Genomic DNA, 18,846 nt, shown 5'->3' with positions numbered 1-18,846 from the left:
TCATTACAGGTCGTCCATCCGCTTTACCGCGCGTTGTTCCAGGCTCAATGTGTAAGGCGGCTGTATCAGTTATAGGTTTATAGAACATCGCCTGATGGATGGCGACCACGGAATCGCCCTGATTTTATCGAGGCCATCCTTGTCCTTCCGTACGGGAGGAAAAATCCATGAAGACCATCTGGAGCCCCCATGATCAGACAAGCGAACACCACCGACCTGACGGCCATACGCACCTGTGCGCAGCGAGCCTATGGTCGGTATGTCGCGGCCATTGGCCGGCCGCCGGCGCCGATGGGGGCGGATTTTGCGGCGCTGATCGAGGCGGGGCAGGTGCAGGTGTATGTGGCGGCGGGTGGTGAGGTGGTGGGGTTTATCGTGTTTTACCCGTCGGCGGATCACATGCTGCTGGAAAGCGTTGCCGTGCAGCCAGAGGCCGCCGGGCAGGGGATCGGCAAGGCGCTGATCCGGCACTGCGAGGACGCGGCGCGGCGGCAGGGCCTGTGCGCCGTGCGCCTGTACACCAATGAAAAGATGACCGACAACCTGGCGATCTACCCACGGCTGGGGTACCGGGAAGTGGGGCGTCGTGAGGAGGATGGCTTCCGGCGGGTGTTCTTCGAGAAGTCCCTGGGCTGAGCCCGCGGTCGGTCAGGGATCGGCGCACTCGAAGGCCCCTGGGGCAGTCGGCGAGGCGATCACCGTTGCCGTTCCGGGGGCGGTCGAGGCTGCGCGGGTCACGTTGCTGGTGAAGGGGATCGGCACCCGCGGATGCCGATCCCTCCTGGCTCAGCCGCGCGACAGCGGCGGCGTGCGCGGCGGAACCTGGCGCTTGCTGCCGGTCGACTCGTAGGCCGCTGCCAGGCGCAGCAGGGCCGAGTCGTCGTAGGCGCGGCCGGCGAAGGTCAGGCCCACGGGCATGCCGATGTCCGCCATCACGCCCATCGGCACGGTGACGGTGGGCACGCCCAGGTGGCGGATGGCGAGGTTGCCGTTGGCCACCCACACGCCGTTGCTCCAGGCGATGTCGGCGGAGGCAGGGTTCACGTCGGCATCCGCCGGGCCGACATCGGCCACGGTGGGGAACAGCACGGCGTCCAGGCCCAGCTGTTCCATCCAGTCTTCGAGGTCGATCTTGCGGGTGTGCTCCAGGCCGCGCAGGCCGTCGGGCACGGTGGCGATCTGGTCCCAGGGCTTGATGCCGCGCTTGGCCATGTTGACGTACTCGTCCATGCCGGCCGCCAGATCGCCTTCGCGGTTGGGCAGGGTGCCCGGGTCATGGGGGAAGATCTGCGGGCCGTCGACGTCGGCGAGCTTGTTGAGCTGCGGATCGCCGTTGGCACGCAGGAAATCGTCGAAGGCCCAGCCGCTCAGCTCCCACAGCTCGTCATGCAGGAATTCGGGGCTGACGATGCCGCGGTTGTACACGGTCGGCGCGCCGGGGCGGTCGCCCTCGCAGTTGGACACCAGCGGGAAATCCACTTCGACCACGTCGGCGCCGGCCGCTTCCAGCGCCTGGCGGGCGGCTTCCCACAGGGCAATCACCGTGGCGCGGGTGTGGATGCGCTGGCCGGTCGGCCCGCCGATGCCGGGTGCCTCGCTGGTGCCGGCCTGTTCGTCCTTGTTGATGAACATGCGCGGCACGCCCAGGCGTTTGCCCGCCAGGGCGCCGGCGCCGGCCGCCAGGGCCTGGTAGCTGGCCGGGCGTACGTCGGAGGCCTTGGGGATCGGCACCCAGGGCTGCAGGCGCCACAGGTCGCCGCGGGTGTCCGGGTCATCGGCCACCACCACGTCGAGCACTTCCAGCAGGTCGGCCATGGTGCGCGCGTAGGGCACCACCACGTCCATGGTCGGGGTCAGCGGCCAGTTGCCGCGTACCGAGATCACCCCGCGCGAGGGCGTGTAGGCGCACAGGCCGTTGTTGGAGGCCGGCCCGCGGCCGCTCGACCAGGTTTCCTCGGCCAGGCCGAAGGCGGCGAAGCTGGCTGCCGTGGCGGTGCCGGCGCCATTGGACGAGCCGGAGGCGAAGGGCGCGGTCAGGTAGGCGGCGTTGTAGGGGCTTTCCGCCCGGCCGTAGACGCCGCGCTGCATGCCGCCGTTGGCCATCGGCGGCATGTTGGTCTTGCCCAGGCAGATGGCACCGGCGGCGCGCAGGCGCTCGATGGTGAAGGCGTCGCGCTGGGCGACCAGGTCCTTGAAGGCCGGGCTGCCGGAGGCGGCGGTCAGGCCCTTGACCAGGTAGCTGTCCTTGGCGGTGTAGGGAATGCCGTCCAGCGGGCCGAGCGTCTCGCCCCGGGCGCGTCGGGCGTCCGAGGCGCGGGCTTCTTCCAGGGCCTCGGGGTTGCGCACCACCACGGCGTTCAGCGCGGTGGCGGTGTCGCGACCGTCGTAGGCGTCGATACGTGCCAGGTAGGCCTGGACCAACTCGACCGCCGTGGTGCGGCCGGCCTCCAGCGCGGCGCGCAGTTCGGCAATGGAAACCTCGGTTACCTCGATCATGTCGTCATCACTCGCTGCAGGGTGGGCCGTAGGGTGCCCTCGGGATTGGGGCGCGAGCGCTGCTCGCCAGGTGCCCTATTTTGCACCAAGCAGCCGGCAACGGTAGGGGGTAGGTGGTGCTTCGTGGGCCGGCAGGCCCACGCTGATGGGCAGGCTGACGCCATACGGCTGGCAGGCGCCGAGGTGTCGGTGCCTGCCAGGCACTGGTTACGGCACCTGCCGAACGTCCTTGGCGGGCGTCAGGTAATGCTCGATGCGCAGGGCCACGCCAGCGGTCTGGTACTGCCGTGCGGCGGCCTCGATGCGTTGTTCGGCCTGGGTGACCCGGCCGTGGTGGCGCAGGTGTTCCAGCCAGGACTCATCGAAGAAGAACTCCTGCCAGTGCCGCGGGTTCTCGCTGTTCTGCACCAGCCCCCAGGAGAACGCGCCGTTGCGTTTGCGCATGCGCGCCACCTCGGCCATGGCCGTGCGGAAGCTGGCCACGTTTTCCGGGGCGATGTCGTAGTGCAGGGTGATCATCACCGGGCCGCGCTCACGGTCGGCTTCATCGGCCAGGATCGGCGCCGGCCAGTGCAGCGAGGGGGCGAGGTCTTCGCTGTCGGTCACGGGCAGGGCGAAACGGGGCGTCAGCACCAGGCCGGCCACCAGGCAGCCGGCCGCGGCGAGCAGGGCAACCGGGATCGACGCATGGCTGGCCACATAGCCCCAGAGCGCGCCGCCGGCGGCCATGCTGCCGAAGAACACCAGGATGTACACCGACAGGGCACGGGCGCGCACCCAGTCCGGCACCGAGGTCTGCGCACTGACCTGCAGGCTCGACAGCACCGCGATCCAGGCCGCGCCGCTGAGCAGCATCACCGGCAGCAGGGCGATGAAGTCGCGCACCCAGGCCAGGGCCAGCAGCACCAGGGCGTAGAGCACGCTGGCGATGACCACCAGGGTGTTGGCGCTGATGCGCTCGCGCAGTTTCGGCAGCAGCATGGCGCCGAGCACGGCGCCGATGCCGACGCTGCCCAGCAGCATGCCGAAGTCGCTGGCGCTGCCTTGCAGCTCGCCGCGCACGATCAGCGGCAGCAGCGACATGCCGGCGCTGGCGCCGACGAAGAACGCCGCCGCCCGCACCAGCACCGCCTGCAAGGGGCGCGAGGCACGGCTGTAGCGCCAGCCGGCGCGGATCGCACCCAGCAGGCGCTCGGCCGGGAAGGCGGCGACCTGGCGCTCGCGCTTCCAGGTCAGCAGCACGGCCATTACCGCGAAGAACGACAAGGCGTTGAGGGCGAAGGTCGCCCACGGCCCGCTGAGGCTGACCAGCACGCCGGCGATGGCCGGGCCGAGGGCGCGGGCGACGTTGATGCCCAGGCTCGACAGGGCGATGGCCGAGGGCAGGTCACGCTTGCTCACCAGCTCCGGGGTCAGGGCCGACCAGGCCGGCATCATCAGCGCCGTGCCCACGCCCATGGCCAGGGTCAGGCCGAGCAGCAGCCAGATGGTGGTCAGGCCGAGCAGGGTCAGGGCGGCCAGCGCGGTCGCCACGGTGGCCATCCAGACTTGCACGATCAGCAGGTAGCGCCGTTTGTCGATGATGTCGGCCATGGCCCCGGCCGGCAGCGCCAGCAGGAACATCGGCGCGGAGCCGGCCACCTGAACCAGCGCCACGTGCATGGGGTTGCTCGACAGGCTGGTCATCAGCCAGCCGGCGCCGACCTCGTGCATCCAGGTGCCGATGTTGGAGGCGATGCTGGCCAGCCACAGCCAGCGGAAAGTGCTGTGGTTGAGGGCGCCCCAGGGCGATTGCTTGGCGGTGGTCATGTCAGAGCAGGCCTTGTAGTGGGTATTCGATGATGAGGTAGAGGCGGTCGATGTCGCGCTGCGCCTGGGCGTCGTTGCCCCGGTGGCTGACGTGGGACAGGCTCAGTCGCAGGTCCTTGGCCGGGCCTTGTTGCACGGTGTAGCGCAGGTCGATGTCACGCTCCCAGTGGCGCCCGCCGCTGTGCTGGCGGGTATCGGCGTAGGCGCCGTCGGCCGGGGCATGGCTGCCGTCGATGCCATGGCCGCGCACGTAGCGCGCCATCAGGCTCAGCCCGGGGACGCCGAAGGTGGCCAAGTCCAGGTCGTAGCGCACCTGCCAGGAGCGCTCCCCGGCGCCGTTGAAATCGGCGTACTTGACCGAGTTGGCCAGGTAGATCGAGTCGCCGCCGACGAAGTCGAAGGGCGTGTCGCCGTCGACGCGCTGGTAGGCGAGGGTGAAGGTCTGCGCGCCACGCTGGTAACTGCCCAGCAGGCTGTAGGCCAGGGTGTCGATCTCGCCGGCACGGGCTGCGCCCTCATCGCGGGTGCGGTAGAGGTTGCCGTCCAGGGTCCAGCCGGCGTGGCGGGCCTTGAGGTTGAGGTAGCCCTGGCGCCAGGTGTCGTCGAGTTGCGAGGCGTAGACGGCGGCGCTGACGTCGCGGGTCGCGAACAGACGCATGCCGGCCAGGCTGATGGCCGCGCCACGGGTAGACGCGCCGACGCCGCTGAAGTCGTCGTGGCCGGAGCTGCCGTCCTGGTTCCTGAAGCGCGTGAAGCGCCCGGCCTGCAGCTGCAGGTCGGGTGACAGGGTGCTGTCGAGCATCAGGCCGGTGGCGTATTCCGGTTGCAGGCGCTTGTCGCCAGTGTCGAACACCGGGGTCTCGACCGTCATCTCGCCGATGCGCAGCAGGTGGTTGCCGGCGCGCAGCTTGAGCGCGCCGCCGGCAGAGGCGTAGCCGTGGCTGCGGCCATCGGAATCCACGGGCAGCAGGCCGGTGCCGGCATGGCCACGGCCGCCGTCGAGCTTGATGCCGACGAAACCGTGCACATCCACGCCCAGCCCAATCGGGCCGTCGGTGAAGCCCGACTGCAGGTTGCCGATGAAGCCTTGCGCCCACTCCTGCTGATAGCTCTGCGGACCTGCGTCGTCGCGCAGGTCGTTGTGCAGGAAGTAATTACGCAGCAGCAGGTTCCAGCTGCCGGCGTCCGCGGCATCGGCGGCGATCGCCTGGCCGCAGCTGCCGACCATCAGCGTGCCCAGCAGCCAGCCCAGCGGAGCTGGCCGGCAGCGGGCCAGACTCAGAACGCGAAGCACGAGCACCCGAACGCCCCCCAGAAGCCCTGGTGATCGCTGACCGGCACGCTGCTGCGGCGCGCGCGGTCATGCTGGTGCTGGTGCACGGCGCAGGAGCCGATGCACTGGTGGATGCTGGCGGTCAGCGGCGCAGCGCTGGGGCTCCAGTGGCCGGGCACGATGGCCACCGGCGACCAGTCCGGCATCACCGGCACGGTGGGCGGGGCCAGCTTGTCGAACTCGCGGGCGGCGTGCACCACCTTGCCGCCGACCACGGTCAGCACCGATTCCAGCCACTTGATCTGCTCTTCCTCGACGCTGAAGAAGTCCGCCGACAGGGCCACCAGGTCCGCGAGCTGGCCTACCTTGATCTGGCCCTTCTTGCCCTGCTCGCTGGAGAACCAGGCGCTGCCGTGGGTGAACAGCTGCAGCGCGGTGGAACGTGGCAGGCCTTGTGGGTAGAGCGTGGTGCCGCCGACGGTCTTGCCGCTGACCAGCCAGTACAGCGCGGTCCAGGGGTTGTAGCTGGCCACGCGGGTGGCGTCGGTGCCGGCGCCGACCGGGACGCCTTCGGCCAGCATGCGCTGGATCGGCGGCGTGGCTTCAGCGGCCTTGGCGCCGTAACGGTCGATGAAGTATTCGCCCTGGAACGCCATGCGGTGCTGGATCGCGATGCCGCCACCAAGGGCACGCACGCGCTCGATGTTGCGCGGGCTGATGGTCTCGGCGTGGTCGAACAGCCATGGCAGGCCGTTGAACGGGATGTCGCGGTCGACCTTCTCGAACACGTCGAGCATGCGCGAAATGGATTCGTCATAGGTGGCGTGCAGGCGGAACGGCCAGCGTTGCTCGACCAGGTGGCGCACCACCGGCTCCAGGTCGGCTTCCATGCTCGGCGCCAGGTCCGGGCGCGGTTCGAGGAAGTCCTCGAAGTCGGCGGCGGAGAACACCAGCATTTCGCCGGCGCCGTTGTGGCGCAGGTAGTCGTCGCCCTGGTGCAGCTTGACGCTGCTGGTCCAGCTCTTGAAATCGGTCAGTTCTTCCTTGGGCTTCTGGGTGAACAGGTTGTAGGCGATGCGCACGGTGAGCTGGTCCTTGTCGGCCAGTTCCTGGATCACCTGGTAGTCGTCGGGGTAGTTCTGGTAGCCGCCACCGGCGTCGATGGCGCTGGTCACGCCCAGGCGGTTGAGTTCGCGCATGAACTGGCGGGTGGAGTTGACCTGGTATTCCAGCGGCAGCTTCGGCCCCTTGGCCAGGGTGGCGTAGAGGATCATCGCGTTGGGACGGGCGATCAGCATGCCGGTGGGGTTGCCATTGGCATCGCGCTGGATTTCCCCGCCCGGCGGGTTGGGGGTGTTCTTGTCGTAGCCCACGGCGCGCAGGGCGGCGCGGTTGAGCAGGGCGCGGTCGTACAGGTGCAGGATGAAGACCGGCGTATCCGGCGCCGCCTTGTTGATCTCTTCCAGGGTCGGCAGGCGCTTTTCGGCGAACTGGAATTCGGTCCAGCCGCCAACCACGCGTACCCACTGCGGCGTCGGCGTGCGATCCGCCTGGATCTTGAGCATGCGCAGGGCTTCGGCCACGGACGGCACACCTTCCCAGCGCAGCTCCAGGTTGTAGTTCAGGCCGCCGCGGATCAGGTGCAGGTGCGAGTCATTGAGGCCCGGGATCACCGTGCGCTTCTGCAGATCGACCACGCGGGTGGCGGCAGTGCGCAGGGCCATGGCCTCGGCATCGCTGCCCACGGCGACGAATTTGCCGTCCTTGATGGCGACGGCAGTGGCGTGGGGTTTTTCCGGGTCGACCGTGTGCAGACGGCCGTTGAACAGAATCAGATCGGCGCTCATGGAGCCTCCTTGGGCATTGGCGGAAGAGGTGCCGGCGAAGGCGGCAAAGGGCAGGGCGGACCAGACGGCGCCGGCGGCGCCCAGGACGCCACCGGCGATGAGCGCGCGGCGACGGTTTTCATCGTGCGAGTCCTGGCTCATGGGTGTGTCTCTTTCTGGGCGGGCGTCAGCCAGGTGTCGAAGACGCGCATGGCCAGGGGCATGAACAGGTACACCACCAGCAGCACGATGCTCAGGGTGATCAGCACGTTGCTGGCCACGTAGCCACCCAGTGCCGGCACGGCGCGGAACAGCGGTTGCCAGAGCAGCGGCACCAGCAGGCTCAGCGGCAGGATCACCAGGAAGGTGACGCAGGCCTGCTTCCAGAGCGGCGGCTGCTGGCCGTTGTCGGGGGTGAACCAGAAGTCGTTGCCCAGCAGCACTTCGGTGTTGTCGCCCGCGTGCAGCAGGGGCTTGGCCTCGGTGACGAGCTGTTTGCGTGCGTCGGAATCGAGCCAGCCCTGCAGGTGCTGCACCTGGTCGAAGCGCAGCACGCAGGTGAAGTTCACCAGGCCGGCCTGGTGCTCGCGCACCACGTCGACGCCCAGGTGGCCGGGGTATTGGCTGGCGGTGTCGATGGTCTGCCGCAGCCAGGTTTCGTAGCGTTGTTCATGGTGCTGATGCACCTGGTGGCGTACCACCAGCGTGGCGGTATCGGCGTGGGTCTGAGTCATTGGAATGGCTCGCGTGCGTGGCAAGGCAGGGTGGCCCTCCGGTTTCCCGGAGGGCGGCGCGGGGTCAGACGGGGGCGGCGATCGGCGCCAGGGTCGGGCCGTGCTGCACGCGCTCGGGGGCCTTGTGCACCATGGTGTAGGCGTAGTCGACGCCCATGCCGTAGGCGCCGGAATGTTCTTTCACCAGGGCCATGACGGCGTCGTAGGTGTCGCGGTTCTTCCAGTCGCGCTGCCATTCCAGCAGGACTTGCTGCCAGGTCACCGGTACCACGCCGGCCTGGATCATGCGCTGCATGGCGTAGTCGTGGGCGGCCTGGGTGGTGCCGCCAGAGGCGTCGGCCACCATGTAGATCTCGTAGCCGGCATCGTGCATGGCGGACAGGGCGAAGGTGGTGTTGCACACCTCGGTCCATAGGCCGGAGACGATGATCTTGTTGCGGCCATTCTTCTTCAGCGCATCACGCACTTTCTGGTCGTCCCAGGAGTTCATCGAGGTGCGCTCTAGGATCGGCGCCTCGGGGAACACGGCCAGCAGCTCAGGGTAGGTGTGGCCGGAGAAGCTCTCGGTCTCGACGGTGGTGATGGTGGTCGGCACGTTGAAAATCTTCGCCGCCTTGGCCAGGCCGACGGTGTTGTTCTTCAGGGTCTGGCGGTCGATGCTCTGGACGCCGAAGGCCATTTGCGGCTGCTGGTCAATGAAAATCAGCTGGCTGTTCTGGGGGGTGAGGACTTCTGTTTTTGGAGTGTTCATGTGCGTTTACCTGTGGGGGTGTGAGTCTAGTTATGGTGGGCCCTGGTGGTCGCTGCCACGCTCGTCGCCTTGTGTTGGAAAGGCGCGTTCTAGAGCGGCTGTCGTCCAGAGCTGAGACACACATTAGCGGATGATCGGGCGTTGTGTTTGTGCAATTTTGCGTCTTTGGTGGCGCAAAATTGCGCCATTCGACGTGCGTTTGCGCTGCTAGGATTTGGCTCCCGACAACCCGGATCGGCCGTCTTGGCGCGGTCCGTTTCTCACAAGGAAAATACACATGGCAGCTTCACGTCCGTTCAACGAGAACACCGCTTACTGGGGCGTCCCGTGGGAGGAAGCCTATGGCTATCCGCAAGCCAGAAAGGTAGGCAACGAGATCTATGTATCCGGCCAGTTCAACCATGACGCAGACGGCAACCTGGTCGCCCCGGCGCCCCTGGACAACGACGGCAAGCCCAGCGACTTCTCCGCCATGGGTGAGCAGATGCGCGTCACCTACGAGAACATCGCCGAGGTGCTGGCGCTGTTCGGCGCGACACTCGACGACGTGGTCGAAGAAACCCTGTTCGTATTGGACATGGACGCGGCGTTCGCCGTCGTCGGCAAGGTGCGCAAGGCCGCCTATGGCCTCGAGCGGCCCCAGTGCGCCAGCAACATCATCGGTGTGTCCCGGCTGGCCCAGCGTTCGCAACTGATCGAAATCGCCTGCAAGGCGGTCATTGGCGCCCGCGCCGAGTAAGCCCGACTCCCGGTTGCGGTCTACGCAACCGGGAGCGCCAGCTGCCCCTCGATCAGGCGTTTCTGGTCGGCCACGGCCGCGGCGCAAAACGTCATGAACGCCTGGACCCGCCACGACTTGCGGATGTCCTGGTGGGTGAGCAGCCAGAGCTCATCGTTGAGCTCGGCCACGGGCGGGCCGACCCGCACAAGCCCCGGGGTGATGTCACCCAGCATGCAGGGCAGAAACCCCAGACCCAACCCCGCCGCAATGGCCACACTCGCCGCCGCGACCGAATCGGTACGGTAGGCAATGGCGTTGGCCTCGACCCGGCTTTCGACGTAGCAGGTGGCACTGAGCTTGGCCAAGCCTGCCGAGTAGGACACCCACACCTGATCGTCAGAAAAGGGATCGTCGGAAAAGGTACTTCCCACACGGCCGTAGGGTGCCCAGGCGATGGTCGCGAGCTTGCGTCCCACCAGGCTTTCCGAAGGTTTTTTGGTGGCCCGCACCGCCACGTCCGATTCGTCGCGGGCAAGGCTCAGGGTTTCGTTGCCCACCAGCACCTCGATGGCGATTCCGTCGTTGACGGTCTTGAAGTCCGCGATGATGGGGGTGAGAAAGTGCAGCAGCAGCGAGTCGCTGGTGGTGATGCGCAGTTTGCCCAGCGTGCCCTTGCCGGCCCGCGATACGCGCCGCGTGACGCTGACGATATCGAGCTCAACGCGCTCACCGAGCGCGCGCAATTCCGCGCCTTCGGCGGTGAGCATGTAGCCGGAGCGACGGTGGTCGAACAACCGGACCCCGAGCGTTTTCTCCACCGCCGCCACGCGGCGCGACACGGTGGAGACGTTGACGCCCAGCTTCTTCGCCGTGGCAGCGCGGTTGCCGCACTCGCTGAGCGTTTTGATGATGCGCAGATCGTCCCAGGAAAGCTGGTTTACAGCGTCGTGCAAATCCAGCGCGGCTGAACCCGGTACAGCACTTTTAGATGACGATTTCACGCCGAAGCATTCCAGGAAGGGGTCCGCCATCATACGAAAAAGGCCAGGGGAGAACCAAGGCAATGCACCCGCGGTGGCTGATGCCGCCAGCCACCTTGCCGGTTCATTGCCGCTCGCAGCCAGCTGCACGAGCGATAGCGAGCGACCTCAGGGATAGGCCCGTTCGAAGGCCCCCAGGTCGCAGTTGGCGAGGCCATCGCCGTTGCCGTCCCGGGGGCGGTCGAGTCCGCGCTGGTCGTGGCTGGCGCAGTTGCCCACACCCGCGTCGATGGCGGCGCTGGTGCGGCGCAGCGGGTGCACCGGGTGGCCGTTGTTGTCCTGCACGGGGAACAGGTGGTGGGTGAAGGTGGTGGCGTCGTCGATGTAGGTGTCGGCGATGCAGTTGCCGCCATCGGTGCCCAGCAGCAGGCCACGGGCCTGGAAGTCCACGGCGCTCGGCAGGTTCTGGCAGTTGCGCAATGCCATGAACTCGTTGGAGTAGTTGCCGGAAACGATGCTGTTGCGCAGCACCAGCGTGCCGCGGTTGTTCACCCCCCAGCCGTTGTTGCCGGCGATGGTGACGTGAATCAGCTCGGCGCGTGCATTCATCGACAGCTGCTGGTCCCAGGGGTGCCCGTTGTCGAAGGCGGCGCGCTCGTCGCTCTGGTTGCCCGTGAGGGTGCTGTTGGCCAGGCGCATCTGCCCGGCATTGTGGATGGCACCCCCGACGCCACTGCGCAGGACCCAGTTGTTTTGGAAGGTGGTGCGGGCGATGTCGGCCGTGCCCTGGTTGTAGAGCGCGCCGCCCATGCCCCGTTCGTGGTAGTCGAAGGCCAGGTTGCCAATGAACAGGCTGTCGCGGACCAGCAGCGTGCCTGCGTTATAGAGTGCGCCACCCTTGCCCGCGTCCATGGCTTCTTCGCTCTGAAGGGTGTTGTCCCGGAACTGCGAGCGGTGCACTTCCAGGGTGCCGAAGTTGGCGACGGCGCCCCCGTTGCCGGCGTGCTCGGCCGGGTAGGGCATGTAGACGATCCCCTCGTTCTCCACGAACGCCACCTGGTGCAGGTGCGTATGGCCCTGGTTGAGCAGGGCGCCGCCGTCGTAGATCTGGAAGCCGCGGGTGAGGGTCAGGTCCCTGAGCTTCAGCTGTGCCCCGGGGTGCACGTGGAACAGGCGGTCCAGGCTTCGCCCGTCCAGACGGGTTGCCTCCATGCCCCGGCCGATCACACTGACCCGGCCATGCACATCCAGGTCGCCAAGGACGTTGTCGTTTTCATCCTCGGGCCAGTTCTGCCCGGGGGGCGGGCCGGCCAATTCCAGCCGGTATTGCCCGCTCTGCAGGCGGATCAGGGTGTCTTCCTGCGCCGCGTTGGCCGCCGAGATGGCTTCGCGCAGCGAGCAATGGGTCTGTGTGCATTCGCCGTCGTCTTCGTCGGCAAAGGTGGTGACGTTCAGTTCCAGGGCGCTGGCAGCCAGCGGAACGGTCAGGGTGCTGGCGAGCAGCAGGGGGCGGTAGCGATGGCCTGGCATGGTGATCCCTCGTTCATGATCCAGCACCCGACGACACGGCTGAGGCCAGCATCTGTGGTAGGCGCCACACACATGCGGCGCCCGGTCGACCGCAGCGTTCGGCTGGCGGACTAGATGCAGACTGCAACCGGCGCCAAAGGTGCCATCTCACGTCAGCGTAGGACCGCACCGCGTGTGAGGCCCACGCTGGTTCAGGCCGGCTCGGTGCTGCGCATCGACTCGCGCGCGGCGAACGCCGCCTGGAACGCCGCCAGCGCGGGCGCATCCTGGCGCCAGTGCAGGTCGGCGAAGCGGAAGTCCAGGTAGCCCAGGGCGCAGGCCACGCTGATCGATGCAATATTCAGTGAGCCTTGCAGCTCGTGCGCCTGCGCGTCCAGGCTCGCCAGTGCACGGCGTACCTTGCCCAGTTGGCCGTCGACCCAGCCGTCCCACTGGTATTCGGCGGGGCGCACGGCCCGTTCGTAGCGCAGCAGCAGGGCGGCGTCCATCAGGCCATCGGCCAGGGCTGCCAGGCGCAGGGTGCGCCAGCGGGCGGCGGGCTCGGCAGGGAACAGCGGCGCCTGGTCGTGCAGGCTGTCGAGGTATTCGCAGATCACCCGGCTGTCGAACAGCGCCTCGCCGTCATCGGTCAGCAGCACCGGGAGCTTGCCCAGCGGGTTGCTGGCATTGACCTGTTCGTTGTGGGTAACCGGCAGCACGGCGGTGTCGATCAGTTCGATGCGGGGCAGCAGGCCGGTTTCGCTGGCCAGGACGCGGACTTTTCGGGCGAAGGGGGAAGCGGGTGCGCTGATGAGTTGCATGGATATCGGCTCGTTGTGGACAGTTATGCGGGTTGTTCCCGCGAGGGGGAAGGGCTTAGGCTTTGCCGCTATTCAGTCGGCAGGTGCAGCATGGTCATAGACAAGAAGATCAATACGGCCTCGGTGCGCATGGCATCGCTGGACCCGCTCGACCATTCCCTGGAACTGCTGCACTTCGGCTTTCGCGGGCTGACGGTGCAGGCGGATGCGTTTCTCGAGACCGAGGGGTTGTCCCGGGTTCATCACCGCATCCTGTATGTCATCGCCCGGGCCGAGGGGATCAACGTCGGCGAGCTGGCCGCTACGCTGGGCGTGAGCAAGCAGGCGGCGCACCGGCCGCTGACCCATCTGTTCGAGCGGGAGCTGATCACCTGCACCCGCCCGCCGGAGCGCCACCGCTACAAACTGCTGGCGCTCACCGAGGCGGGCCGGGCGCTGGAGCAGAAAGCCACCGAACTGGAGCGCCAGGCCCTGCGCGAGGCATTCGCCACCACCGATGCCAGCGGGCAGGACGCCTGGATGCGGGTGATGCGTTCGCTGGCCGAGCACCTGAACTGACGGCCTCACGTGATGCGCTCGCGCACCACGATGCACTTGGCCAGCGGTTGCACCAGGGCTTCGGTCGCCTCCTCCCAGGGCACCACGCTCGGGCTCACCATCATCGGATCGCAACGCCCGCTGCCCACCAGGTCGAACACCGTGGGGATGTGCGGCCGCACGTTGCACACCCCCACTGACAGGGTGACGTCACGCAGGTACATGCCGAACAGCGGGATCTTCGGCTCCTCGAACATGATGCCGATGCACGAGCAGTGCCCGCCGGGCGCCAGGGCCAGCAGCCCGCGGTGCAGGGCCTGCGGGTCGCGGGTGGCGGAAATCACCACGTCATAGCGCTCGTCGAGATTCGCGTCCAACTCGACCTGGGCGCCGCTGCGCAGCGCCAGGTCGCGGCGGTAGTCGTTGTTGTCCAGGTAGTCGACGCTGGCCGCACCGGCAGCGACTGCCATCTGCACCGCCAGCACGCCGAGGCTTTCCGTACCGCCCAGCACCAGCACCCGGGCGTCGTCGCGGGTGGCGAGGGGGCGGCTGGTGGCGACCCAGGCGTCGGTGAGGTTGTCACTGGCGCTGGCCACCGCCAGGGGATTGAGCCCCGGCGGCAACGGTACCAGCATGGCGTCGGCGTAGGGCACATGCACCACTTCCGAAAACAGCCCGCCCCAATGGCCGCCGGCGGGCAGGCCGTAGGCGGCATGGCGCGGCACCGTGGTGCAGGCAGTGGCACGCCCGGCCAGGCATTGCGGACAGTCGCCGCAGGCGATCTTCCAGGGCACCGACACCAGGTCGCCGCGGCGCACGCTGGTCACCTCGCCGCCGACTTCCAGCACTTCGGCCACGCATTCGTGGCCCAGGGCGAAGGGCGGCTTGAACGGCGTGACGCCAGCGATCAGGCGTCGGTCCAGATCGCAGGACGCCGACGCGATGGGGCGCACCAGGGCGCCTCGGGCGTCGGCCAGGGTGGGCGAGGGCACGTCCATCCAGGCCAGCTGGCCGGGGCTGCGCACGATCAATTCTTTCATCGGCCTAGCTCCGGATGACGAAGGTGGTGGTGGCCTTGGCGCAGAGCTTGCCGGCAGCGTCCAGCACCTGGGCGTCGCAGATCGCCAGGCTGCGGGTGCGCTCCACGACCCAGCCCTCGACCCGGTAGGTCTGGCCGGCGGTTAGCGGCCGCACGTACTTCACGTTGAGGTCCACGGTGGAATGGGCGGTGCTGGTTTCCAGGGTGGAGAACAGCGCCAGGGCCGCGACGCCGTCCAGGCAGGTGGCGGCGAAACCGCCGTGCACGGCACCGGCCGGGTTCAGGTGGCGCCCGTCAGGCCGCGCCTCCAGGGTGATGCGCCCCGGTTCCACGGCCACGGCCGTCAGGCCCATGGTCTGCCCGATGGAGGGCGACGGCAGCTCGCCGCGGATCAGCGCGCGCAGGGCTTGCAGCCCGGAAATCTCGTGGTCAGTCATGCAGGGTGTCCTCTGGCGAAGCAGCGCCATGCAGCGCCGGGTGGATCGCGGCCAGTTGCGCCGCGGTGTCGGGGTATTCGCGGAAGGCGGTGATCAGCCCCTCGCGCAGGGTGAACAGGTGGGCCCAGTGATTGACGTACAGGCGGCCGGTCGCCTTCACCCGGCAGTGCGCCACGCCTAGGGCCACCACCTGGCCCTGCTTGGCATCCACCACCAGGGTGTTGGCCTCGAAGCGCAGGAACTCCAGGTGCCGCTCCAGCCGCCCGACGAACTCGAGCACCCCGGCATGACCATGGTGCTCGCCGGCCCAAGGCATGAAGGCGATGAGCCCCGGCGCCTGCCAGTGACAATCGGCGCTGCACAGGCGCAACAGGTCATGGGGCGTGCGGGCGGAGAAGGCGGCATAGGCGGCCTCCACCACCTGGGTCAACGCGTGGCGATCGGGCATGAAAACCTCGCAAGGGAGCGGTGCTGGCTGAGGGAGTGCCGCTAACTTAAACGGGGCGGATTCTTTAGGTCAACATTGTTGATATGACAAAAGACAGGCCATCTTCGCCGTCACCAGGCGAGGCTTGGGGCGGGAGGGGTACATTTGGTTGTGGCGCTGGCGAGCGTCTGCGAACCGCCAAGGTGGCAGCCACAAGGGTGAGAGCGGGCGGTTGATTCGCGCGGTGTTCGAGTGTGTCGGCAGCCAGTGCCGAAGAGGGGGAGGGAGCGTCGGCAAGCCTCGCTGGCGCTGATCGGTCAGCGCCAGCGAGGTGCGATCAGGTCTTCAGCTGGTTGGCGAACTGGCCGACGGCGCTGACCACGCGCTGCGCGCCGTCCTGGATCTCGACGATCACCGCGCCGGCTTCGTTGGCCAGGTGCAGGCCCTGTTCCGCCTGCTGGCGACTGCTGGCCATGCTGTCCACGGCGGTCTGCGCCAGGCTCTGGTTCTTCTGCACCACCTCGACGATCTCTTCCGCCGCCTGGCTGGTGCGCCCGGCCAGTTGCCGGACCTCATCGGCCACCACTGCGAAGCCGCGGCCCTGCTCGCCGGCACGGGCCGCCTCGATGGCCGCGTTGAGCGCCAGCAGGTTGGTCTGCCCGGCGATGCCGCTGATGGTCTTGATGATCGAGCTGATCAGCTGTGACTGCTTGTCCAGCGCCTCGATGCCCTGCGCCGCCTCCTGTACCTGCTCGGTGATGCGGCGCATGACGGCCACGGTCTCGCTGACCACCGCCGCGCCTTTCTTGGCGGTGGCGTCGGTCTGCTGCGAGGTGCCGAAGGCGATGCTGGCGGCCGCGGCCACTTCTTCTTCGCGCTCCACCTGGTCGGTGATCACCGTGGCGAACTTCACCACCTTGTAGAGCTTGTCGTGGGCGTCGTGCACCGGGTTGTAGGAGGCCTCGAGCCAGACCACGCGGCCATGGGCGTCGATGCGCTTGAAGCGGTGAGCGACGAACTCACCGCGGTTGAGCTGGGCCCAGAACTCGCGGTATTCGGGGGAGTTGTACTCCTCCGGCTCGCAGAACATGCTGTGGTGCTTGCCCTTGATCTGTTCCAGGCGATAGCCCATGCCCTGCAGGAAGCGGTCGTTGGCGGTCAGCACCTCGCCCTTGAGGTTGAACTCGATGACGGCGGTGGAGCGCAGCAGGGCATTGATCAGGCCCTCGTGCTCCTTGGAGGTCTCGATGGTGCGGGTCAGGTCGTTGGCGCACAGGGTGAAGCCGGTGACCTGGCCCTTGCTGTTCTTCAGCGGCTGCCAGATCGAGCGCAGCCAGGCTTCCTCGCCATCGGCGCGCAGCATGCGGTAGGCGCCGCTGACGTGCTCGCCGCGCGACAGGGCGGTCTTGAGCTTGGTGTAGTTGGCTTCACGGCGGAACGAGTCGGGGATGAAGTTCTCCACCGAACGACCGATCAGGTCCTCACGGCGATAGAGCATTTCCCGGATGAAGTTGTCGTTGGCGAACAGGATCTGCCCCCGTGCGTCCAGCTCCAGCACCAGCATTTCCTCGTAGATCGACTCCTTGATCTGCTGGTTCTTGGAATACTCTTCCCGGAGCGCTTCCAGTTCCTTCTTCAGTTGCTTGTTGAACATGACGGGGGCGACTCGCTGGTTAGTGGACGGCCATACCGAATAGTCGGCGTGCCCGGGGGTTTCTGAAGTGTAGTTACACAATATTCCCCGGGCGCAGAAGCGCCTGCCGTCGTAGACGTGTCGCTCAGCCGAAAGGCAGCGTCACCGTGGCCGTCAGGCCGCCGTGGCAGCGCCTTATAGGGCCTAGCGCTCGCCTGTTTCGGCCATCAGGGCATCCAGGGCGCGGACCGATGTGAGGGCTTCCTCCTTGGTCTTAAAGTTGGCGAACCCCATCAGCAGGCCACCCTGGTCTGACGGCTGTATCCGCCAGTTGCTGAGGGCATGCACGGCCAGGCCCTGGGTCCATGCCGCCGCGGCCAGGGTTTTGTCGTTGTGACGGGTAGTGAGGTGGGTCAGGACCTGGATGCCGCCGACCTGTGGCTGCACCTGCAGGCGTTCGCCCATCACCTGGGCCAGCGCCTCTACCAGGTGCTGGCGCCGCTCGGCGTACACGGGGCGCATCTTGCGCAGGTGCCGGGTGAAGTGGCCCTGCTCCATGAAGTCGGCCACCATGGCCTGCGTCATGTTGGAGCCGGCGCTGGAGTACTGGGCGGCGGCGATTCTGAACCTGTCGACCTGGGCCTGCGGCACGACCAGGTACGCTAGCCGCAAGCCGGGGAACAGCACTTTGCTGAACGTGCCGTTGTAGAGCACCCGGCCGTCACGATCCAGGCTTTTCAGTGCCGGCAACGGGCGGCCGTGGTAGCGGAATTCGCTGTCATAGTCGTCCTCGATGATCCAGGCCTGGCGCCGGCTCGCCCAATCCAGCAGTGCCAGCCGCCGGGGCAGTGACAAGGCGACGCCCGTCGGGCTCTGGTGCGTGGGGGTGACCACGGCGAAGCGCGCGTCGATGGCCTGCTGCTGCCCCTGCGCTACGTTCAGCCCCTGCTCGTCGACAGGCACTGGCTCCAGGCGCATGCCGGCGTGTTCGAGGAAATGCCGGGCCAGCAGATACCCCGGTTCTTCGTACCAGCCCAGGTCACCGGGTTGCAGCAGCGCCCGGCAGATCAGCTCCAGCGAGCCCCGGTAGCCAGCCGTTACAAATACCTGCTCGTGCGAACAGGCGATTCCCCGGGAGATGCCCAGGTAGGTCGCAATGGCCCGCCGCAATGGCTCGTAGCCCGCTGCATCGGGATAGGTCATCGCGACGGTCTCCAGCGTGCGCAAACGGCGCCCGGTCAGGCGCACCCACGCCTTGCGCGGAAATGCATCCAGCGCCGGCAGGCCGAGCTGGAACGGCAGGGCTTCACTGGACCTGAGCGTCAGGTGGGGCGCTGGTGACACCTCGAGCGCTGAACGTGCGCTGTGGTCGGGCTCCAGGAGGTTGCCCAGGTGGGGGGAGACGACCGTGCCCGAGGTGCCACGGGTCATGAAATAGCCTTCACTCACCAGCATCTGGTAGGCCACCTCGACCGTGCCGCGCGCCAGGTTCAACTCACTGGCCAGGCTGCGCACGGAGGGCACCCTGTCCCCCGGGTTGAGCCGGCCACTGGCGATCGCTTCCCGGTAACGGCGGTAAAGCTGTAGGTAGATCGGCGCGTCGTGCTCCCGAGAGGGTGTCAGGTGCTGCAGGTCCATGAAGCTGTCCTATTTATCCATTCACTATTTGCCCCTGTCCGTTAGGCCAAGGCGTGCCTAATTTAGCGGCACTGCGACATGAGAAACCATATGAATTCGTTCCGATGGATCTCGTCGACCGGATACAGGCGTCGGATCGACGCGCCGCTGAACGCGCATCTGGCCAACGTCGACCTGTGCGTTGCCATCGCCCTGATCAGCGCCGCACTCGGCCA

Annotated in this window: 17 protein-coding genes; 3 read left to right on the top strand and 14 right to left on the bottom strand. The window is 67.4% G+C overall.

Features of this window, described 5'->3' with window-relative positions:
* Window positions 1-189: 189 nt before the first annotated feature.
* Window positions 190-636, top strand: coding sequence for a GNAT family N-acetyltransferase (locus N5C28_RS03945; RefSeq protein ID WP_279820408.1), 447 nt, complete (start codon window positions 190-192; stop codon window positions 634-636).
* A 150-nt stretch (window positions 637-786) separates the two neighbouring features.
* On the opposite strand, the gene N5C28_RS03940 is transcribed toward N5C28_RS03945, so the two are convergent.
* The 6 genes from N5C28_RS03940 to N5C28_RS03915 form a co-directional block, all read right to left on the bottom strand.
* Window positions 787-2,496, bottom strand: coding sequence for an amidase (locus tag N5C28_RS03940; protein ID WP_279820406.1), 1,710 nt, complete (start codon window positions 2,494-2,496; stop codon window positions 787-789).
* Window positions 2,497-2,703: 207 nt separating this feature from the next.
* Window positions 2,704-4,305: an MFS transporter gene (locus tag N5C28_RS03935; protein ID WP_279820404.1), complete on the bottom strand. Its 1,602-nt coding sequence runs from the start codon at window positions 4,303-4,305 to the stop codon at window positions 2,704-2,706.
* A gap of 1 nt (window position 4,306) precedes the next feature.
* Window positions 4,307-5,533, bottom strand: a complete 1,227-nt coding sequence (locus N5C28_RS03930; RefSeq protein ID WP_279821062.1) for an OprD family porin — start codon at window positions 5,531-5,533, stop codon at window positions 4,307-4,309.
* Between the two features lie 50 nt (window positions 5,534-5,583).
* Window positions 5,584-7,425: an amidohydrolase gene (locus N5C28_RS03925; protein ID WP_279821061.1), complete on the bottom strand. Its 1,842-nt coding sequence runs from the start codon at window positions 7,423-7,425 to the stop codon at window positions 5,584-5,586.
* A gap of 137 nt (window positions 7,426-7,562) precedes the next feature.
* The gene (locus N5C28_RS03920; protein WP_279820402.1) at window positions 7,563-8,138 is read right to left on the bottom strand and encodes an antibiotic biosynthesis monooxygenase; all 576 of its coding nucleotides are present in this window, start codon (window positions 8,136-8,138) and stop codon (window positions 7,563-7,565) included.
* Window positions 8,139-8,202: 64 nt separating this feature from the next.
* The gene (locus tag N5C28_RS03915; RefSeq protein ID WP_279820400.1) at window positions 8,203-8,889 is read right to left on the bottom strand and encodes a hydrolase; all 687 of its coding nucleotides are present in this window, start codon (window positions 8,887-8,889) and stop codon (window positions 8,203-8,205) included.
* A 277-nt stretch (window positions 8,890-9,166) separates the two neighbouring features.
* On the opposite strand from N5C28_RS03915, the gene N5C28_RS03910 reads away from it, so the two are divergent.
* Window positions 9,167-9,628, top strand: a complete 462-nt coding sequence (locus tag N5C28_RS03910) for a Rid family hydrolase (RefSeq protein WP_279820398.1) — start codon at window positions 9,167-9,169, stop codon at window positions 9,626-9,628.
* Window positions 9,629-9,648: 20 nt separating this feature from the next.
* Here N5C28_RS03910 and N5C28_RS03905 read toward each other — a convergent pair whose 3' ends face one another.
* The 3 genes from N5C28_RS03905 to N5C28_RS03895 all read right to left on the bottom strand — a co-directional run bounded on the left by N5C28_RS03905 (window position 9,649) and on the right by N5C28_RS03895 (window position 12,920).
* Window positions 9,649-10,611: a LysR family transcriptional regulator gene (locus N5C28_RS03905; RefSeq protein ID WP_279821060.1), complete on the bottom strand. Its 963-nt coding sequence runs from the start codon at window positions 10,609-10,611 to the stop codon at window positions 9,649-9,651.
* A 147-nt stretch (window positions 10,612-10,758) separates the two neighbouring features.
* Window positions 10,759-12,120, bottom strand: coding sequence for a CSLREA domain-containing protein (locus N5C28_RS03900; RefSeq protein ID WP_279820396.1), 1,362 nt, complete (start codon window positions 12,118-12,120; stop codon window positions 10,759-10,761).
* A 191-nt stretch (window positions 12,121-12,311) separates the two neighbouring features.
* The gene (locus N5C28_RS03895; RefSeq protein ID WP_279820393.1) at window positions 12,312-12,920 is read right to left on the bottom strand and encodes a glutathione S-transferase N-terminal domain-containing protein; all 609 of its coding nucleotides are present in this window, start codon (window positions 12,918-12,920) and stop codon (window positions 12,312-12,314) included.
* A 90-nt stretch (window positions 12,921-13,010) separates the two neighbouring features.
* Between N5C28_RS03895 and N5C28_RS03890 the strand changes: the two genes are divergently transcribed.
* Window positions 13,011-13,478, top strand: coding sequence for a MarR family transcriptional regulator (locus N5C28_RS03890; protein ID WP_279820392.1), 468 nt, complete (start codon window positions 13,011-13,013; stop codon window positions 13,476-13,478).
* 5 nt (window positions 13,479-13,483) lie between these two features.
* Here the strand turns inward: N5C28_RS03890 and N5C28_RS03885 are convergent, their stop codons facing one another.
* From N5C28_RS03885 to N5C28_RS03865, 5 genes are all read right to left on the bottom strand, one after another.
* Window positions 13,484-14,497, bottom strand: coding sequence for an alcohol dehydrogenase catalytic domain-containing protein (locus tag N5C28_RS03885; protein WP_279820390.1), 1,014 nt, complete (start codon window positions 14,495-14,497; stop codon window positions 13,484-13,486).
* A gap of 4 nt (window positions 14,498-14,501) precedes the next feature.
* Window positions 14,502-14,933 (bottom strand): PaaI family thioesterase, encoded by a 432-nt coding sequence (locus N5C28_RS03880; protein ID WP_279820388.1) that lies wholly within the window; start codon window positions 14,931-14,933, stop codon window positions 14,502-14,504.
* Window positions 14,926-15,381 (bottom strand): nuclear transport factor 2 family protein, encoded by a 456-nt coding sequence (locus N5C28_RS03875; RefSeq protein WP_279820386.1) that lies wholly within the window; start codon window positions 15,379-15,381, stop codon window positions 14,926-14,928. The genes N5C28_RS03880 and N5C28_RS03875 overlap by 8 nt, the downstream gene beginning before the upstream one ends.
* 316 nt (window positions 15,382-15,697) lie before the next feature.
* Window positions 15,698-17,014: a PAS domain-containing methyl-accepting chemotaxis protein gene (locus N5C28_RS03870; protein WP_279820384.1), complete on the bottom strand. Its 1,317-nt coding sequence runs from the start codon at window positions 17,012-17,014 to the stop codon at window positions 15,698-15,700.
* A gap of 183 nt (window positions 17,015-17,197) precedes the next feature.
* The gene (locus tag N5C28_RS03865) at window positions 17,198-18,631 is read right to left on the bottom strand and encodes a PLP-dependent aminotransferase family protein (RefSeq protein WP_279820381.1); all 1,434 of its coding nucleotides are present in this window, start codon (window positions 18,629-18,631) and stop codon (window positions 17,198-17,200) included.
* Between the last annotated feature and the right edge of the window lie 215 nt (window positions 18,632-18,846).

The sequence above is a fragment of the Pseudomonas sp. GD03944 genome (assembly GCF_029839275.1).
In the GTDB taxonomy this organism is placed as follows: Bacteria; Pseudomonadota; Gammaproteobacteria; order Pseudomonadales; family Pseudomonadaceae; genus Aquipseudomonas.
Note: the sequence above shows the minus strand (reverse complement) of the source record. Positions and strands in the feature narration are given on the sequence as shown.